The organism is Streptomyces sp. NPDC030995 (genome assembly GCF_055571215.1).
In genome coordinates this window covers 204113-219441 of sequence record NZ_JBVIFS010000003.1, presented here as the reverse complement: position 1 = coordinate 219441, position 15329 = coordinate 204113, and the positions used below count along the sequence as shown (strand labels likewise).

General features: G+C 72.8%; 14 protein-coding genes. 7 read left to right on the top strand and 7 right to left on the bottom strand.

What is annotated here, in order from left to right:
• Positions 1-172 precede the first annotated feature (172 nt).
• Positions 173-1375, top strand: coding sequence for an amino acid deaminase/aldolase (locus ACZ45T_RS07215; RefSeq protein WP_468438341.1), 1203 nt, complete (start codon positions 173-175; stop codon positions 1373-1375).
• 5 nt (positions 1376-1380) lie between these two features.
• Here the strand turns inward: ACZ45T_RS07215 and ACZ45T_RS07210 are convergent, their stop codons facing one another.
• The 4 genes from ACZ45T_RS07210 to ACZ45T_RS07195 form a co-directional block, all read right to left on the bottom strand.
• Positions 1381-2643 (bottom strand): haloacid dehalogenase-like hydrolase, encoded by a 1263-nt coding sequence (locus ACZ45T_RS07210; RefSeq protein WP_468438339.1) that lies wholly within the window; start codon positions 2641-2643, stop codon positions 1381-1383.
• Between the two features lie 101 nt (positions 2644-2744).
• Entirely contained in the window at positions 2745-3530 is a 786-nt protein-coding gene (locus ACZ45T_RS07205) for a 3-oxoacyl-ACP reductase (protein ID WP_329387616.1), read from the bottom strand.
• 5 nt (positions 3531-3535) lie between these two features.
• The gene (locus tag ACZ45T_RS07200; RefSeq protein WP_468438338.1) at positions 3536-4915 is read right to left on the bottom strand and encodes an aldehyde dehydrogenase family protein; all 1380 of its coding nucleotides are present in this window, start codon (positions 4913-4915) and stop codon (positions 3536-3538) included.
• A 37-nt stretch (positions 4916-4952) separates the two neighbouring features.
• Positions 4953-6317 (bottom strand): glutamine synthetase family protein, encoded by a 1365-nt coding sequence (locus ACZ45T_RS07195; protein ID WP_468438336.1) that lies wholly within the window; start codon positions 6315-6317, stop codon positions 4953-4955.
• 77 nt (positions 6318-6394) lie between these two features.
• Here ACZ45T_RS07195 and ACZ45T_RS07190 point away from each other — a divergent pair, with 77 nt between their 5' ends.
• The 3 genes from ACZ45T_RS07190 to ACZ45T_RS07180 all read left to right on the top strand — a co-directional run bounded on the left by ACZ45T_RS07190 (position 6395) and on the right by ACZ45T_RS07180 (position 9506).
• Positions 6395-7141: a FadR/GntR family transcriptional regulator gene (locus ACZ45T_RS07190; RefSeq protein ID WP_468438334.1), complete on the top strand. Its 747-nt coding sequence runs from the start codon at positions 6395-6397 to the stop codon at positions 7139-7141.
• 121 nt (positions 7142-7262) lie between these two features.
• Positions 7263-8732, top strand: coding sequence for an ethanolamine permease (eat, locus tag ACZ45T_RS07185; RefSeq protein WP_468438332.1), 1470 nt, complete (start codon positions 7263-7265; stop codon positions 8730-8732).
• A gap of 66 nt (positions 8733-8798) precedes the next feature.
• The gene (locus ACZ45T_RS07180) at positions 8799-9506 is read left to right on the top strand and encodes a gamma-glutamyl-gamma-aminobutyrate hydrolase family protein (RefSeq protein WP_468438331.1); all 708 of its coding nucleotides are present in this window, start codon (positions 8799-8801) and stop codon (positions 9504-9506) included.
• Positions 9507-9708: 202 nt separating this feature from the next.
• Here ACZ45T_RS07180 and ACZ45T_RS07175 read toward each other — a convergent pair whose 3' ends face one another.
• On the bottom strand, positions 9709-10632 hold the full coding sequence (locus tag ACZ45T_RS07175) for a LysR family transcriptional regulator (protein WP_468438329.1): 924 nt from the start codon (positions 10630-10632) through the stop codon (positions 9709-9711).
• 70 nt (positions 10633-10702) lie between these two features.
• Here ACZ45T_RS07175 and ACZ45T_RS07170 point away from each other — a divergent pair, with 70 nt between their 5' ends.
• Positions 10703-11821 (top strand): TDT family transporter, encoded by a 1119-nt coding sequence (locus tag ACZ45T_RS07170; RefSeq protein ID WP_468438327.1) that lies wholly within the window; start codon positions 10703-10705, stop codon positions 11819-11821.
• A gap of 22 nt (positions 11822-11843) precedes the next feature.
• Here the strand turns inward: ACZ45T_RS07170 and ACZ45T_RS07165 are convergent, their stop codons facing one another.
• Entirely contained in the window at positions 11844-12563 is a 720-nt protein-coding gene (locus ACZ45T_RS07165) for a helical backbone metal receptor (RefSeq protein WP_468438325.1), read from the bottom strand.
• Between the two features lie 5 nt (positions 12564-12568).
• Entirely contained in the window at positions 12569-13117 is a 549-nt protein-coding gene (locus ACZ45T_RS07160) for a helix-turn-helix domain-containing protein (protein WP_468438726.1), read from the bottom strand.
• Positions 13118-13391: 274 nt separating this feature from the next.
• On the opposite strand from ACZ45T_RS07160, the gene ACZ45T_RS07155 reads away from it, so the two are divergent.
• Together ACZ45T_RS07155 and ACZ45T_RS07150 are read left to right on the top strand one after the other, a co-directional pair.
• Positions 13392-14297: a 5'-3' exonuclease gene (locus ACZ45T_RS07155; RefSeq protein WP_468438724.1), complete on the top strand. Its 906-nt coding sequence runs from the start codon at positions 13392-13394 to the stop codon at positions 14295-14297.
• A gap of 49 nt (positions 14298-14346) precedes the next feature.
• The gene (locus tag ACZ45T_RS07150) at positions 14347-15186 is read left to right on the top strand and encodes a siderophore-interacting protein (protein ID WP_468438324.1); all 840 of its coding nucleotides are present in this window, start codon (positions 14347-14349) and stop codon (positions 15184-15186) included.
• Positions 15187-15329 lie beyond the last annotated feature (143 nt).

Here is a 15329-nt window from a genome sequence, read left to right as displayed (position 1 = left end):
GGCCGTTGCGGTGCCCGGCGAGGGCGGATGCGGGGGCCGGGGCCGGGTGGGGACCGGGGTGCGCTCCAGGTCGGGGAGCGGGGTGCGGACCGGCGTGGGGACCGGTGCGGGGACCGGTGTGGGGACCGCGCACCCCTACCCACCGGTAGAGACCTCTGGCAAGCTGCCGCCCATGAACTCCCCCGCCGCCGATCGCGCCCGGTACGACCAGGCGACCGCGCATCTGGACGCGCCGCTGGCCATCGTGGATCTCGACGCCTTCGACGCCAACGCCGACGACCTGGTGCGCCGGGCCGGCGGGAAGCCGGTCCGGGTCGCCAGCAAGTCGGTCAGGTGCCGCGCGCTGCTCGAACGGGTGCTGGCCCGGCCCGGGTTCGCCGGGATCATGTCGTACACCCTCGCCGAGTCGCTCTGGCTGGCCCGGTCGGGGTTCGAGGACGTCCTGCTCGCCTACCCGTCCGCGGACCGGGGCGCGTTCGGCGAGCTGGCGAACGATGCCAAGCTGGCCGGCGCCGTCACCGTGATGGTGGACGATCCCGCGCAGCTGGAGCTGATCGACGGGGCCCGCGACGGGGGCGCCGAGGAGATCCGGGTCTGCCTGGAGCTGGACACCGCCCTGCACCTGCTCGGCGGCAGGCTGCGGGTCGGTGCCCGGCGCTCCCCGCTGCGCGAGCCGGGGCAGTTGGCCGAGCTGGCCCGTACGGTCGCCGCCCGGCCCGGATTCCGGGTCGTCGGCCTGATGGCGTACGAGGGCCATGTCGCCGGGGTCGGCGACGCGCTGGCCGGCCGGCCGCTGCGCTCGCGGGCCATCCGGCTCATGCAGAGCGCGGCCCGCAAGGAGCTGGCGGCGCGGCGCGCCGAGGTGGTGCGGGCCGTCCGCGCGGTGGTGCCGGACCTGGAGTTCGTCAACGGGGGCGGGACCGGCAGCGTGCAGCAGACCGCCGCCGAGGCCGCGGTGACGGAGATCGCCGCCGGGTCGGGGCTCTACGTGCCGCGGCTCTTCGACAACTACACCTCCTTCAGCGGGCGTCCGGCGGCCCTGTTCGCGCAGCCGGTCGTGCGCCGGCCCGGTGTGGGCGTGGTGACCGTGCTCGGGGGCGGCTATCCCGCCTCCGGCGCGGCGGGCCCCGACCGGCTGCCGGTTCCGTATCTGCCCCAGGGGCTGCGCTACGACCCCCAGGAGGGCGCGGGCGAGGTGCAGACCCCGCTGCTGGGCGGCCCGGCCGACGATCTGCTGATCGGCGACCGGGTCTGGTTCCGGCACGCGAAGGCGGGCGAACTGTGCGAGCGGTTCGACACCTTGCACTTCGTCGAGGGGGACCGGGTGACGGGCACCGCCCCGACGTACCGGGGCGAGGGCCGTACCTTCCTCTGAGCGGGTCAGAAGACGGAGTCGGTCTGGTCGGGGATGACGCTCGCGTCGCCCCGCAGGACCGGGCCCTTGGCGCCGTCGTGGTCGACGTAGCCCGTCGTCGCGCACGGGTAGGGGCCGGTCTTCTGCTTCTTCGGCTCTATGAACATGGGGTTGACGATCCAGCGGCCGTCGCTGTTGTCGTACGCCCGGCACATCAGCTCGTTCTTGTTGCGGTTCACGACGAGCCGCAGGGCGGTCGCGTCGCGCAGGAACGAGATGTCGGTGTCGGAGTCTCCGGCGGCGAACACCTGCCGGCGGGCGGCCGGCTGGACCTTCTCGGCGGCCGCGCCGCGCACCCCGTGGATCTCCTTGTTGATCCAGCAGCGCTTGCCGTCGATGTAGGTGATCATCGTGTCGGCGCCGTCCCGGACGGATCCGCAGCCTTTCAGGTGGGAGGTGAACTTCCCGCCGTGCGTGGTCGTGTTGCGGATGCCGATGACGTGGTCCGCGTCGATGCCGACGCCCTTGGCCCACACCTCGACGACCGGCTGCGGCGAGGCCGAGCTGATCCAGACGTCGAAGCCGGCCTTCTGGAGGCTGTTGATCAGGTCCTTCTGCTGGTCGTAGTAGCGGACCCAGCCGGTGGCGGTGCCGGTGCCGACCCGCTGCGCGGCGCCGATGGGCGCGGCGAGGTTCTCGGTGCGGGCGGCGGCGGCGAAGCCGCGGATCTCGCGGGCGGTCCAGCCTTGCATCAGCTGGGGCAGCCAGGCGTACGAGGGCTCCGTGGTGCGGCGGTCCCAGCCGGCGAAGGCGGCGGCACCGGTGCGGGTCGCGGCGGTCCCGTAGACGGCGTTGATCTCGTCGGCGCAGCCGGCGCCCTCGGGGGTCCCGGTGGGCAGCGGGGCGCCGGGTCGGGCGAGGGCGGCGCAGGCGTCGGCCAGGGCCCGGGCGGCGGCGGGGGTCAGGAAGCGGCTGGTGGTGGACCAGTCCCCGGCGGCGGGCTGGCGGATCCTGCCGTTGCGCAGCAGCCAGTACATGGTGGCGTCGCCCACGTCGTTCTTGACGACGGTGTTGTCCCAGTCGAAGACGGCGACGGGCTTGTGCCGCCGGCCGCAGGTGCCGTACTGGTCGATGAGCTGCTGGAGCCGGGCCTGGTTGTCCCCGTACCAGCCGCCGCCGACCGTGACACGGGGGCAGGAGGCCTGGCCCGCCTGGGCGGGGGGCGCCAGGAGGAGTCCGGAGCCGGTGACGGCCATGAGGGCGAGGGGGGCCGCCCATTTTCTCTGCATGCTGCTCCTCGGGGTTCGGGACGCGGTCCGGAGGTGGTCGGGATGTGGAACGGCCGGGCGCCTCGTGAGGCGCCCGGCCGGGCCCGGCTGACGGGGGCTGGCTACAGGGGGGTGACGTACGCGCCGGAGATGCCGCCGTCGACGAGGAAGTCGGTGGCGTTGATGAAGGAGGAGTCGTCGCTGGCGAGGAAAGCGACGGCGGCGGCGATCTCGGTGGGCTCGGCGAACCGGCCCAGCGGGATGTGCACGAGGCGGCGGGCCGCGCGCTCGGGGTCCTTGGCGAACAGCTCCTGGAGCAGCGGGGTGTTGACGGGCCCCGGGCACAGGGCGTTGACGCGGATGCCCTCGCGGGCGAACTGCACGCCGAGCTCGCGGGACATGGCGAGGACGCCGCCCTTGGAGGCGGTGTAGGAGATCTGGGAGGTGGCGGCGCCCATGATGGCCACGAAGGAGGCGGTGTTGATGATGGAGCCGCGGCCCTGGCGCTGCATGTAGGGCAGGGCGGCCTTGCAGCACAGGTAGACGGAGGTGAGGTTGACGTCCTGGACCCGCTTCCAGGCCTCCAGGCCGGTGGTGAGGATCGAGTCGTCGTCCGGGGGCGAGATGCCCGCGTTGTTGAAGGCGATGTCCACGGAGCCGTAGGTGTCGAAGGCGGTCTTGAAGAGGGCCTCGACCTCCTCGGGGCTGGTGACGTCGACCTTCACGAAGGTCCCGCCGACCTCCTCGGCCGCGGCCTTGCCGGCGGTCTCGTCGATGTCGCCGCAGACGACGTTGGCGCCCTCGGAGGCGAGCCGGCGGGCGGTGGCGAGGCCGATGCCGCTGCCGGCGCCGGTGATGACGGCGGTGCGGCCGACGAGGCGGCGGCAGACGATCTCTTCAGTGGTCATGTTCTTCAGGCCTCCGTGCTGATGAAGACGTTCTTGGTCTCGGTGAAAGCGGTGAGGGCGTCGGGTCCGAGCTCGCGGCCGAGCCCGGACTGCTTGTAGCCGCCGAAGGGGGTCCAGTAGCGGACGCTGCTGTGGGAGTTGACGGACAGGTTGCCCGCGGCGACGGCGCGCGAGACGCGCAGGGCGCGGCCGATGTCGCGGGTCCAGAGGGAGCCGGAGAGGCCGTACTCGGTCGCGTTGGCCAGGCGTACGGCGTCCTCCTCGTCCTCGAAGGGCAGGACGACGGCCACCGGGCCGAAGACCTCCTCGACGGCGACGGGCGCGGTGGGGGCGACGTCCGTGACGAGGGTCGGCGGGTACCAGAAGCCGGGGCCTTCGGGGGCGGTGCCGCGGATCGTGGTGAGGTCGTCGGTGAGATAGGACCGTACGCGCTCCAGCTGGGTCCGCGAGATCAGCGGGCCCATCTGGGTCTTCTCGTCGAGCGGGTCGCCCACGGCCACGGCTGCGATGCCCGGGGCGACAAGCTCCAGGAAGCGGTCGTAGGCGGAGCGCTGTACGAGGATCCGGGTGCGGGCGCAGCAGTCCTGGCCGGTGTTGTCGAGGAAGGCCATGGGGGCGGCGGCCGCGGCGGCTTCGAGGTCGGCGTCGGCGAAGACGATGTTGGGGCTCTTGCCGCCGAGTTCGAGGGTGACGCGCTTCACCCGGTCGGCGCACTTGGCCATGATCTGCTTGCCGACACGGGTGGAGCCGGTGAAGACGATCTTGGCCACGCCAGGGTGTTCGACGAGCGCGTCGCCCGCGACCGCCCCGTGGCCGGGGAGCACCTGGAAGAGGTGTTCGGGGATCCCGGCTTCGAGGGCGAGTTCGGCGAGGCGCAGCGCGGTCAGCGGGGTGGTCTCGGCGGGCTTGAGGATGACGGCGTTGCCGGCGGCGAGCGCCGGGGCCAGGCCCCAGGCGGCGATCGGCATGGGGAAGTTCCAGGGGGCGATCACGCCGATGACGCCGAGGGGTTCGAGGAAGGTGACGTCGATGCCGCCGGCGACGGGGATCTGGCGGCCGGAGAGCCGCTCCACTCCCCCGGCGGCGAAGTCGAGGAGGTCGCGTACGTTGCCGGCTTCCCAGCGGGCGTTGCCGATGGTGTGGCCGGCCTCGCGGACCTCCAGCTGCGCCAGTTCCTCGATGTGCCCGTCGACGACCGCGGCGAAGCGCCGCAGCAGCCGGGCCCGGTCGGCGGGGGCGGCCGCCGCCCAGGCGCGCTGGGCCGCGGCGGCCCGGGCGACGGCCGCGTCGACATCGTCCCGTGTGGCGGCCGGGACGATGGCGACGATTTCCTCGGTGGCCGGATTGAGGACCTTCAACTGGGGAGGGGCCAGCACATCGGACACGTGGTGCCTCACAGACGTTCGGAGTTCGGAGGGAGGGTTACAGGCGTTCGAAGGAGCGGCGCAGCTCCCAGTCGGTCACCGCGGAGTCGTACGCGTCGAGTTCCACGCGGGCCATGTTCCGGTAGTGGGCGACCACTTCGGGGCCGAAGGCGGCCTTGGCGATCTCGCTGTTCTCCCAGAGCTCGGCGGCTTCGCGGAGGGTGGCGGGGACGTGCGCGTAGTCGGCGGTGTAGGCGTTCCCGCCGCAGGCCTCGGGCAGCTCCAGGCGGTTCTCGACGCCGTAGAGCCCGGCCGCGACCAGGCCGGCGACGGCGAGGTAGGGGTTCACGTCCCCGCCGGGGAGGCGGTTCTCGAAGCGCATGGAGCGACCGTGGCCGACGACTCGGAGCGCGCAGGTGCGGTTGTCCACGCCCCAGGCGACGGCGGTCGGCGCGAAGGATCCCGGCCGGAAACGCTTGTACGAATTGATGTTGGGGGCGTAGAGAAGGGAGAAGTCGCGCAGCGCGGCCAGCTGACCGGCCAGGAAGTGCCGCATCAGCGGTGACATTCCGCCCGGTCCGTCCCCGGCCATGGCGTTGTGTCCGTCGGCGTCACCGAGCGAGAGGTGGATGTGACAGGAGTTGCCTTCGCGCTCGTCGAACTTGGCCATGAAGGTGAGGGAGACGCCCTCCTGGGCCGCGATCTCCTTCGCCCCGGTCTTGTAGACGGAGTGCTGGTCACAGGTGGTGAGCGCCTCGTCGTAGCGGAAGGCGATCTCGTGCTGGCCGAGGTTGCACTCCCCCTTCGCCGACTCGACGACCAGGCCCGCGGCCTGCATCTCGTTGCGGATGCGGCGCAGCAGCGGTTCGACGCGGCCGGTCCCGAGGACGGAGTAGTCGATGTTGTACTGGTTGGCGGGGGTCAGGCCGCGGTAGTTGGCGTTCCAGGCCTGCTCGTAGGTGTCCTGGAAGACCATGAACTCCAGCTCGGTGCCGACCATCGCGGTGTATCCGAGCTCGCCGAGCCGCTCCAGCTGGCGGCGCAGGATCTGCCGGGGCGCGGCGACGACGGGCGAGCCGTCGTTCCAGGCGAGGTCGGCGAGGACGAAGGCGCTGCCCGGGTTCCAGGGGATGCGGCGCAGGGTGGCGAGGTCGGGGTGCATGGCGAAGTCGCCGTAGCCCCGGTCCCAGGAGGACATCTCGTACCCGTCGACGGTGTTCATGTCGGTGTCGACGGCGAGCAGGTAGTTGCAGCCCTCGGTGCCGTGCGCGAGGACCTCGTCGAGGAAGAACTGAGCGGCGAACCGCTTGCCCTGGAGGCGCCCCTGCATGTCGGGGAAGGCCAGGACGACTGTGTCGATCTCACCGCTGGCGACGAGGGAGCGGAGCTCCTCGGGCGCGAGCGGCGGCTTGCGGTCTACCACTGGAATCTCTCCTTCGGTGAGCCGAGGAGGCCTAAGGTATTGAATAGAACCATTGCTTGGGAAGGGGAGGAGCCGAGATGACCGACACGGCGAGCGAAGGTGACGCCGCACGGCGACTGAATCCCGTGCTGCGGCAGGTGCGGGCGGGCAACGGCTTCGAGGAGGCCCTGGAGCAGATCCTCCAGGTGGTCCGGCTGGGTCTGGTGCCGGGCGGCGAACGCCTGCCGCCCGAGCGCGAGCTGGCGGAGCGGATGGGAATCAGCCGGGTCACCCTGCGCGAGGTGCTGAAGGTCCTGCAGGACCAGGGCCTGGTCGAGGCCCGGCGCGGGCGGTACGGCGGAACGTTCGTCCGGCCCCGCCCCGACACCCCGGCGGGCGGCGCCGAGGAGGAACTGCGCCGGCGCGTCGCGGGCGTGGACATCGAGGACGTCCTGCGGTTCCGCGAGGTCCTGGAGGTGGGGGCGGCCGGACTGTGCGCCTCCCAGGGGCTGACCGAGGAGGGCACCGAGCGGCTGCTCGCCGCGCTGGGAGCCACCCACGACGCCCCGCTCGCCGACTACCGCCGCCAGGACACCCTCTTCCACCTCACCCTGTGCGAACTGGCCGGGTCCGCCACCCTGACGGCCCAGTACGCGGCCGTCCGGGCCACGGTCAACGACCTGCTGGACTGCATCCCGCTGCTCGTGCGCAACCTGGAGCACTCCCAGCAGCAGCACACCGCGCTGGTGGAGTCGGTGCTGGAACGGGACGCGGCCGGGGCGCGCGAGACGATGCGCGAGCACTGCTGCGGGACGGCCGCGCTGCTGCGGGGCTTCCTGACCTGAGCCGATCCGGGGAGGCCCGAGAGGGATTCGTAACTTCTGTTTAACGCAGAGGTCTTGCGCACTCCACTCCACTGCGGCAAAGGTACGCCCCACAACCATTGCCCTGAGGCAGGAGCGCACGATGGCCAACGACATCGAGCCACGGCGGACAGCCGTAGCCGAATCCACCGGATCCCCCGCGGGCGGCGATGACTACCTGGAGCGCCGCACCCTGCGCCGCGGCAGCGCCGGCTGGCTGCTGCTCACCGGCCTCGGCGTCGCGTACGTCGTCTCCGGTGACTTCTCGGGCTGGAACGTCGGCCTGGAGAAGGGCGGCTTCGGCGGCCTCGCCATCGCCACCGTCCTCATGGGCGCGATGTACGCCTGCCTGGTCTTCTCCCTCGCGGAACTGTCCACCATCCTGCCGACGGCGGGCGGCGGTTACGGCTTCGCCCGCCGCGCGCTGGGTCCCTGGGGCGGCTTCCTCACCGGCACCGCCATCCTCATCGAATACATCCTGGCCCCGGCCGCGATCGTCATCTTCATCGGCGACTACGTGGAATCCCTCGGCCTGTTCGGCCTCACCTCCAGCTGGCCGGTCTACCTCGGCTGCTTCGTGATCTTCATCGGCGTGCACCTCTGGGGCGTGGGCGAGGCACTGCGCTTCAGCCTCGTCGTGACCGCCATCGCCGTCGCCGCGCTGCTGATCTTCGCGGTGGGAGCCTTCACCGAGTTCGACACCGCCGGCCTGAACGACATCGCCGTGGACGAGACCGCCTTCGGCTCGAACTCCTGGCTGCCGCTGGGCGTGCTGGGCATCTGGGCCGCGTTCCCCTTCGGGATGTGGTTCTTCCTCGGCGTGGAAGGCGTACCGCTCGCGGCCGAGGAGGCGAAGGACCCGGTCCGCTCCATGCCGAAGGCGCTCGCCATCTCCATGGGGATCCTCACCCTGCTGGCGCTGATCACCTTCTTCGCCGCGACCGGCGCCCAGGGCGCCGACGCCGTCAAGGCAGCCGGCAACCCCCTGGTCGTGGCCTTGGAGGGGGACGACGGCCCGACCGCACTGAGCCGCTTCGTGAACTACGCGGGCCTGGCCGGCCTGGTGGCCTCCTTCTTCTCCCTCATCTACGCGGGCTCGCGCCAGCTCTTCGCCCTCTCCCGGGCCGGCTACCTGCCCCGCTTCCTCTCCCTCACCTCGAAGCGCAAGGCCCCGTACCTGGGCCTCGTCATCCCCGGCGCGATCGGTTTCGCCCTCGCCGCGGCCACCGGCAACGGCGCCCGCATGCTCAACATCGCGGTGTTCGGGGCGACCATCTCCTACGCGCTGATGGCCCTCTCCCACATCGTCCTGCGCCGCCGGGAGCCGGGCCTGGAGCGCCCGTACCGCACCCCCGGCGGGATCCTGACCTCCTCGGTGGCCTTCGTACTCGCCCTGTCGGCCCTGGTCGCCACCTTCCTGGTGGACAAGGACGCGGCATTCATCGCGCTGGCCGTGTACGCCGTCGCCCTCGCCTACTTCGCGATCTACAGTCGGCACCACCTCGTGGCCTCGGCGCCCGAAGAGGAATTCGCGGCTCTCGCCGAAGCCGAGGCGGAACTGACCCGCGACTGAAATTCTGACCCTGCTGTCTGCTCCTGCTCCTGCCCCTTGCCCCTGCCCTCGCCGGAGGTATCGAACGTGCCCAGGCCGCTCATCGGCATCACCACCTACGTGGAGGAATCCACCCGCTACGGGATGTGGGACCTCCCGACGTCCCTCGTACCGACCGGGTACTACGAACTCGTCCAGGCTGCGGGCGGCTCGGCCGTACTGCTCCCACCGGACGAACCCGAGGCGGCGGCGGAGGTGTTGAGCCGCGTGGACGGCCTGGTGGTCGCGGGCGGCCCGGACCTGGACCCGGTCCACTACGGCGCCGCGCGCGACCCCCGTACGGGGGCCCCCGCGACGGTCCGCGACCACTGGGAGCTGGCCCTGCTCACCGCGGCGCTCGACTCGGACACTCCGGTGCTGGGCATCTGCCGGGGCATGCAGGCACTGAACGTGGCCCTCGGCGGCACGCTGATCCAGCACATGGACGGCCACGCCGACACCCCGGGCGCCACCTCCTGGCACCCGGTCCGCCCGGTCCCGGGCACCCGGTACGCGGCGCTGGTCCCCGAGGTGGCGGAGGTCCCGACCTTCCACCACCAGGCCGTCGACCGCCTGGGCCGCGGCCTGATCGTCTCGGCCCACGCGCTGGACGGCACGGTGGAGGCGATCGAACTCCCGGACCCCTCCTGCTGGGTCGTGGGCGTCCAATGGCACCCGGAACGCGACAAGGACACCCGCGTGATGGCGTCCCTCATCGAGGCGGCCACTGCCCGCGCGGCGATCCCGGTGGCCTGACCGCTGCGCGGGGCTTCCCGGGCTCCGCCCGGCCCCGCGCCTCAATCGCCGGCGCGGCTCAAAGATCCGGGGCTCCGCCCCGAACCCCGCTCCTCAAACGCCGGAGGGGCTGAAATATAGCCCCGCCGGCGTTTGAGGCGCGGGGGTCCGGGGGCAGCGCCCCCGGCAACGGCGCCGCACCCGCCCCCCCCCAGCCGGGCGGCTAGGCGCGGCGACGGGTCAGCGACAGCAGGTCCCGCGCCGGGCCGGCCGGCCGAGCACCCGCCGGCCAGACGGCCCGCAGCACACGGTCCAGCGCCGCACCGGCGACCGGCACCTCCACCAGCCTCCGCGCCGCCAGCTCGTCCACCACCGCCAGCTCCGACAACACGCACGGCCCCGCACCGCTCAGCGCCGCCGCCTTCACCGCGGTGGTCGACGCCAGCTCCAGCAGCGGCGGCGCCAACCCCCCGCTCGAAGCCAGCGCGGCGTCCAGCACCTGCCGCGTCCCCGACCCCCGCTCCCGCAGGATCAGCGGGGTCGACGCCAGTTCCGCCGCCTCCACCCCCCGCGAGCGCCGTGCCCACGGGTGCCCCGGCGCCACCGCCACGACGAGGCGGTCCTGCGCGATCACCGCCGAGTCCAGGCCCTCCGGGACCGTCAGCCCCTCCACGAAGCCGAGGTCCGCCTCGTGGGTGAGCACCCGCTCGGCGACCACCGCCGAGTTCCCCGCGTGCAGCGACACCGCCGTGTCCGGCCGCTGCCCGCGCAGCGCGATCAGCCACCCCGGCAGCAGGTACTCCGCGATGGTCATGCTGGCGGCCACCCGCAGCCGCGAGTCCCGCTGCCCGCGCAGGGCCTGCGCGCCCGCGTCGAAGGCCTCCGCCGCCTCCACCACCCGCCGCGCCCAGTCCGTGACCAGCGCGCCTTCCGCCGTCAGCGTCGACCCCCGCGGCGAACGGTCCACCAGCGCCACGCCGAGCCGCGTCTCCATCGCCCGGATCCGGCTGCTCGCCGCGGGCTGGGTGATGCCCAGCCGCCGCGCCGCGCCGCTCAGGCTGCCCACCCGCGCGACCGCGAGCAGCAGTTCCAGCGCACCCAGGTCCGGCACCCGGTGCGCCAGCGGAACCCACTCCTCGTCAGACATAACATCAGTTTATGGCCTCATAGCGAGATGACCTCTGCCGCCCCGGCCGCACCGGCACGAGGCTGGGGACATGGCCACCACCCTCGTGCGACCCCGCACCACCACTTCCCAGCTGCCCCAGGCCCACAAGGCCCTGCGGCACCTGGGCCCCAACTGGTACGCCTCCGTCATGGGCACGGCGATCATCGCCAACGCCGGCGCCACCCTCCCGTACCAGATACCCGGCCAGCGCGTGGCCTGCCAGCTCGTCTGGGCCCTGTCCGCAGTCGTCCTCGCCGTCCTGCTCACCGCCCGCGCCGGCCACTGGATCCACCACCGCGACCAGGCCCGCGCCCACCTCCTCGACCCCGCCGTCGCCCCCTTCTACGGCTGCCTCGCGATGGCCCTGCTGGCCGTCGGCGGCGGCACCCTCATCGTCGGCAAGGACCTCATCGGGACCGGCGCCGCCGTCGCCGTGGACACCGTGCTCTTCACCGCCGGCACCGCGATAGGCCTGGTCATGGCCGTGGCCGTGCCCTACCTGATGGTGGTCCGCCACAAGGTCGAGCCCCGCCAGGCCACCCCCGTCTGGCTGCTGCCCCTGGTCGCCCCGATGGTCTCCGCCGCCGTCGGCCCCCTGCTGATCCCCCACCTGCCCGCCGGCCAGCCCCGCGAGGCCCTGCTGCTCGCCTGTTACGCCATGTTCGGCATCAGCCTGCTCGCCGTGCTGCTGATGCTCCCCCTGGTCTTCGGCCGGCTGATCGTGGGCGGCCCCCTCCCCCTGGCGCTCACCCCCACGCTCTTCCTGGTCCTCGGCCCCCTCGGCCAGTCCACCACCGCCGTGAACCAGCTCGCCGACATGGCTCCCCAGTCGATCGGCGCCCCCTACGCCGGGGCGCTCGGCGCCTTCGCCGTCGTCTACGGGGTCCCCGTGATGGGCTTCGCCCTCCTGTGGCTGGCCCTCTCCGTGGCCATGCTGGTCCGGGCGGCCCGTCACGGCATGGGGTTCGCCATGACCTGGTGGGCCCTGACCTTCCCCGTCGGCACCTGCGTCACCGGCGCCGCCGGCCTGGCCCGCCACACCGGCCTGACCGCCTTCGCCTGGCTCGCCGCGGCCCTCTTCCTCGCCCTGGTGACCGCCTGGCTGCTCGCCGCCGTACACACCCTGCGCGGCCTGTTCTCCGGCCGCCTGCTCGCCGCTCCCCGCTAGGTCCTGTCCGGGCGGACAGGACCTAAAGGGCTTCGCGCAGGGCCCGGCCCAGCACCTCCGGGGCCTGCGCCAGCGAGGGTCCGTACCAGGTCAGGTGCCGCCCGCTGACCAGCGCGGCCGGCAGGCCGGGGAAGGCCTCCGGGCCGTCCTCGGCCGTGAAGCGGTACGGCTCGTCCGGGAGCACCACAAGATCGCAGCCACTGGCCGCCAGCTCCTCCACCGGCACCCGGGGATACCGCTCCGGGTGCCCCGCGTACGCGTTGCGCACCCCCAGCCGTGCCAGCAGGTCCCCCGCGAAGGTGTCCCGGCCCAGCACCATCCAGGGCCTGCGCCACACGGGTACGAAGGCGGTGAGCGCTCCGACCGGCTCCACCCGGGCCCACGCGGTCTCCGCGTCCGCCAGCCACCCCGGCCGCCCCAGCCCCAGCGCCCCCACCAGCACCCGGTCCAGCTCCCGCAGCGCCTGCGGCAGGTCCCGGATCTCGGTGACCAGCACCTCCACCCCCGCCGCGCGCAGCGCCGCCAGGTCGGGGGCCCGGTTCTCCTCCTCGTTGGCGATCACCAGGTCCGGCCGCAGCTCCGCGATCCTGCGTACGTCGGGGTTCTTCGTCCCCCCGATCCGCACCGCGTCACCGAGGTCCGCCGGATGCGTGCACCAGTCCGTGACCCCGACGAGGAGGCCGGGCGCGCTCTCGGCCACCGCCTCGGTCAGCGAGGGCACCAGCGAAACGACCCGCCGCACCGCGCTCAGTGCCCCGGCGACGGGGGCTCGGACGTCGCGTGGATGTGGTCGCCCACCGCGACCACCAGGATCCGGGTGTCCTCGGTGACGGCCCGCCAGCGATGGCGTACGCCTCCCGACAGGAACAGCGCGTCCCCGCTCTCCAGCCGGTACGCGCGCCCCTCCGCCTCCACTTGGCAGGCACCCGCGACCACGTACATCAGCTCGTCGTTGCGGTGCTGGTACTCGCGGCCGGCGTCCTGGTCCCCGGTGAACTCCAGGGCGTGCAGCTGGTGGTGCCCGCGTACGAGGGGCCGCACGCCGGGGACCGGGGTCAGCCCGGACTCGTCGCCGGCTCGTACGAGGTCCACCGTGCGCGCGGTGTCGGAAGCGGCCAGCAGCTCCACGGCCGTGGTCTCCAGCGCGTCCGCGACCCGCTCCAGGGACCGCATGCTGGGCCGGGCCCGCTCGTTCTCTATCTGACTCAGGAAGGGCACCGACAGGCCGCTGCGCGCCGACACGGCGGCCAGCGTGAGATGGAGCGCCCGGCGCCGCTTGCGCACGGCGACGCCCACACGAAGCGGCTCCTTGCCGTCCTTGTCCTTGTCCCTGTTCTTGTCGTGCCTGTCGTTCCTGTCGTCCAGCTTGTCGACCAGGCCGTCCGTGCCGTCCCTGCTGTTCATTTCGGGGCTGCCCTCCCCATGTCTGTCGCACATCGGTGTGCTGTAAGCACCATACGCAGCAACCGGCTCCGGTTTCGCGTGCACGGGCCTTCCCGTACCCGTCCGCTCACTGTCCGTGGCGCGGGCACGTTGCGGCATCATCGACTCCGTGACGACACGACGCCTGATGCTCCTGGACACCGCATCCCTCTACTACCGCGCCTACTTCGGTGTGCCGGACTCCGTGAAGGCCCCCGACGGCACCCCCGTCAACGCCGTGCGCGGGCTGCTCGACTTCATCGGCCGGCTCGTCCAGGACCACCGGCCGGACGACCTGGTGGCCTGCATGGACGCCGACTGGCGGCCGCACTGGCGGGTGGAGCTGATCCCCTCCTACAAGGCCCACCGGGTCGCACTGGAGACCGAGACCGGCCCCGACGTGGAGGAGACCCCGGACACCCTGGCCCCGCAGGTGCCAATCATCGAGGCGGCACTGGACGCCTTCGGCATCGCCCGGGTGGGGGTCGCCGGGTACGAGGCGGACGACGTGATCGGCACGCTCACCGCGCGCGCGACGGGCCCGGTGGACATCGTCACCGGCGACCGGGACCTGTACCAGCTGGTGGACGACGCCCGGCAGCGGCGGGTGCTGTACCCCCTCAAGGGGGTGGGCAGCCTCCAGGTGACGGACGAGGCGTGGCTCCGCGAGAAGTACGGCGTCGACGGCCCCGGATACGCCGACCTGGCACTGCTGCGCGGCGACCCGAGCGACGGGCTGCCGGGCGTGCCCGGCATCGGCGAGAAGACGGCGGCCAAGCTCCTCGACGCCTACGGCACCCTGGCCGGGATCATCGCGGCGGTCGACGACCCGAAGTCGAAGCTGACCCCCACGCAGCGCAAGCGGCTGGACGAGTCCCGGCCGTACCTGGCGGTGGCCCCGAAGGTGGTCCAGGTGGCCTCCGACGTCCCGCTCCCGCCCTTCGACCCGGCCCTGCCGAAGGCGCCCGCGCAGCCGGAACTGGTCGACGCGCTGGCCCATCGGTGGGGCCTGGGGGGAGCAGTGTCCCGCCTGAGCACCGCATTGCACGCTTGAGGTGCTAACTTAGGTAAGGCTAAGTTTTCAGGGGAGTCAGGGGAACACCGTGGCAGAAGGACGCGCCCGCAGCGTCGGTACCGCCGTCGTCGTACGCACCGAGCGGCTCTCGCCGCACATGGTGCGGATCGTGCTGGGCGGTGAGGGCCTGGCGGAATTCGGCGCGGGCGAGTTCACCGACCACTACGTCAAGATCCTCTTCCCCGCGGAAGGCGTCACCTACCCCGCGCCGTGGAACCTGGAGCAGATCCGCGCCGACTTCCCGCGGGCACAGTGGCCGCGCCAGCGCGCGTACACCGTACGGAGCTGGGACCCGGCGCACCTGGAGCTGACCCTCGACTTCGTCGTCCACGGCGACGAGGGCCTGGCCGGCCCCTGGGCGGCCCGCGTCCAGCCGGGGGAGCTCGTACGCTTCCTCGGCCCGGGCGGCGCCTACGCCCCGGACCCGACCGCCGACTGGCACCTCCTGGTGGGCGACGAGAGCGCGCTCCCGGCGATCGCCGCGTCGATGGAGCGGATGCCGGCGGGCGCGCGGGTCCACGCCCTCGTGGAGATCGAGGGCCCGGAGGACGAGCAGAAGATCGCCACCCCGGACGGCATCGTCCCGATCTGGCTCCACCGCGGCGACCGCCCGATCGGCGAGGCCCTGGTGGAGGCGGTCACCGCCCTGGAGTTCCCCTCGGCGGACGTCCACGCCTTCGTCCACGGCGAGGCGGGCTTCGTCAAGGAGCTGCGCCGCCACCTCCGCCTGGAACGCGGCATCCCCCGCGAACGCCTGTCGATCTCGGGCTACTGGCGCCTGGGCGAGACGGACGAGGGCTGGCGCGCGATCAAGCGCGACTGGAACGCCGCCGTAGAGGCCGAACAGGACCGGGCCACGGCCGCGTAGCCCGTCCCGACCCCTGGGCTCCGCCCCGGACCCCGCGCGTGGACTGCCGCGGCGCCATTGCCGGGGGCCCTGCCCCCGGACCCCCGCGCCTCAAACGCCGGCGGGGGGGGGAGAGAGACCAACAAGGGTTTTTGGCGGAGGGG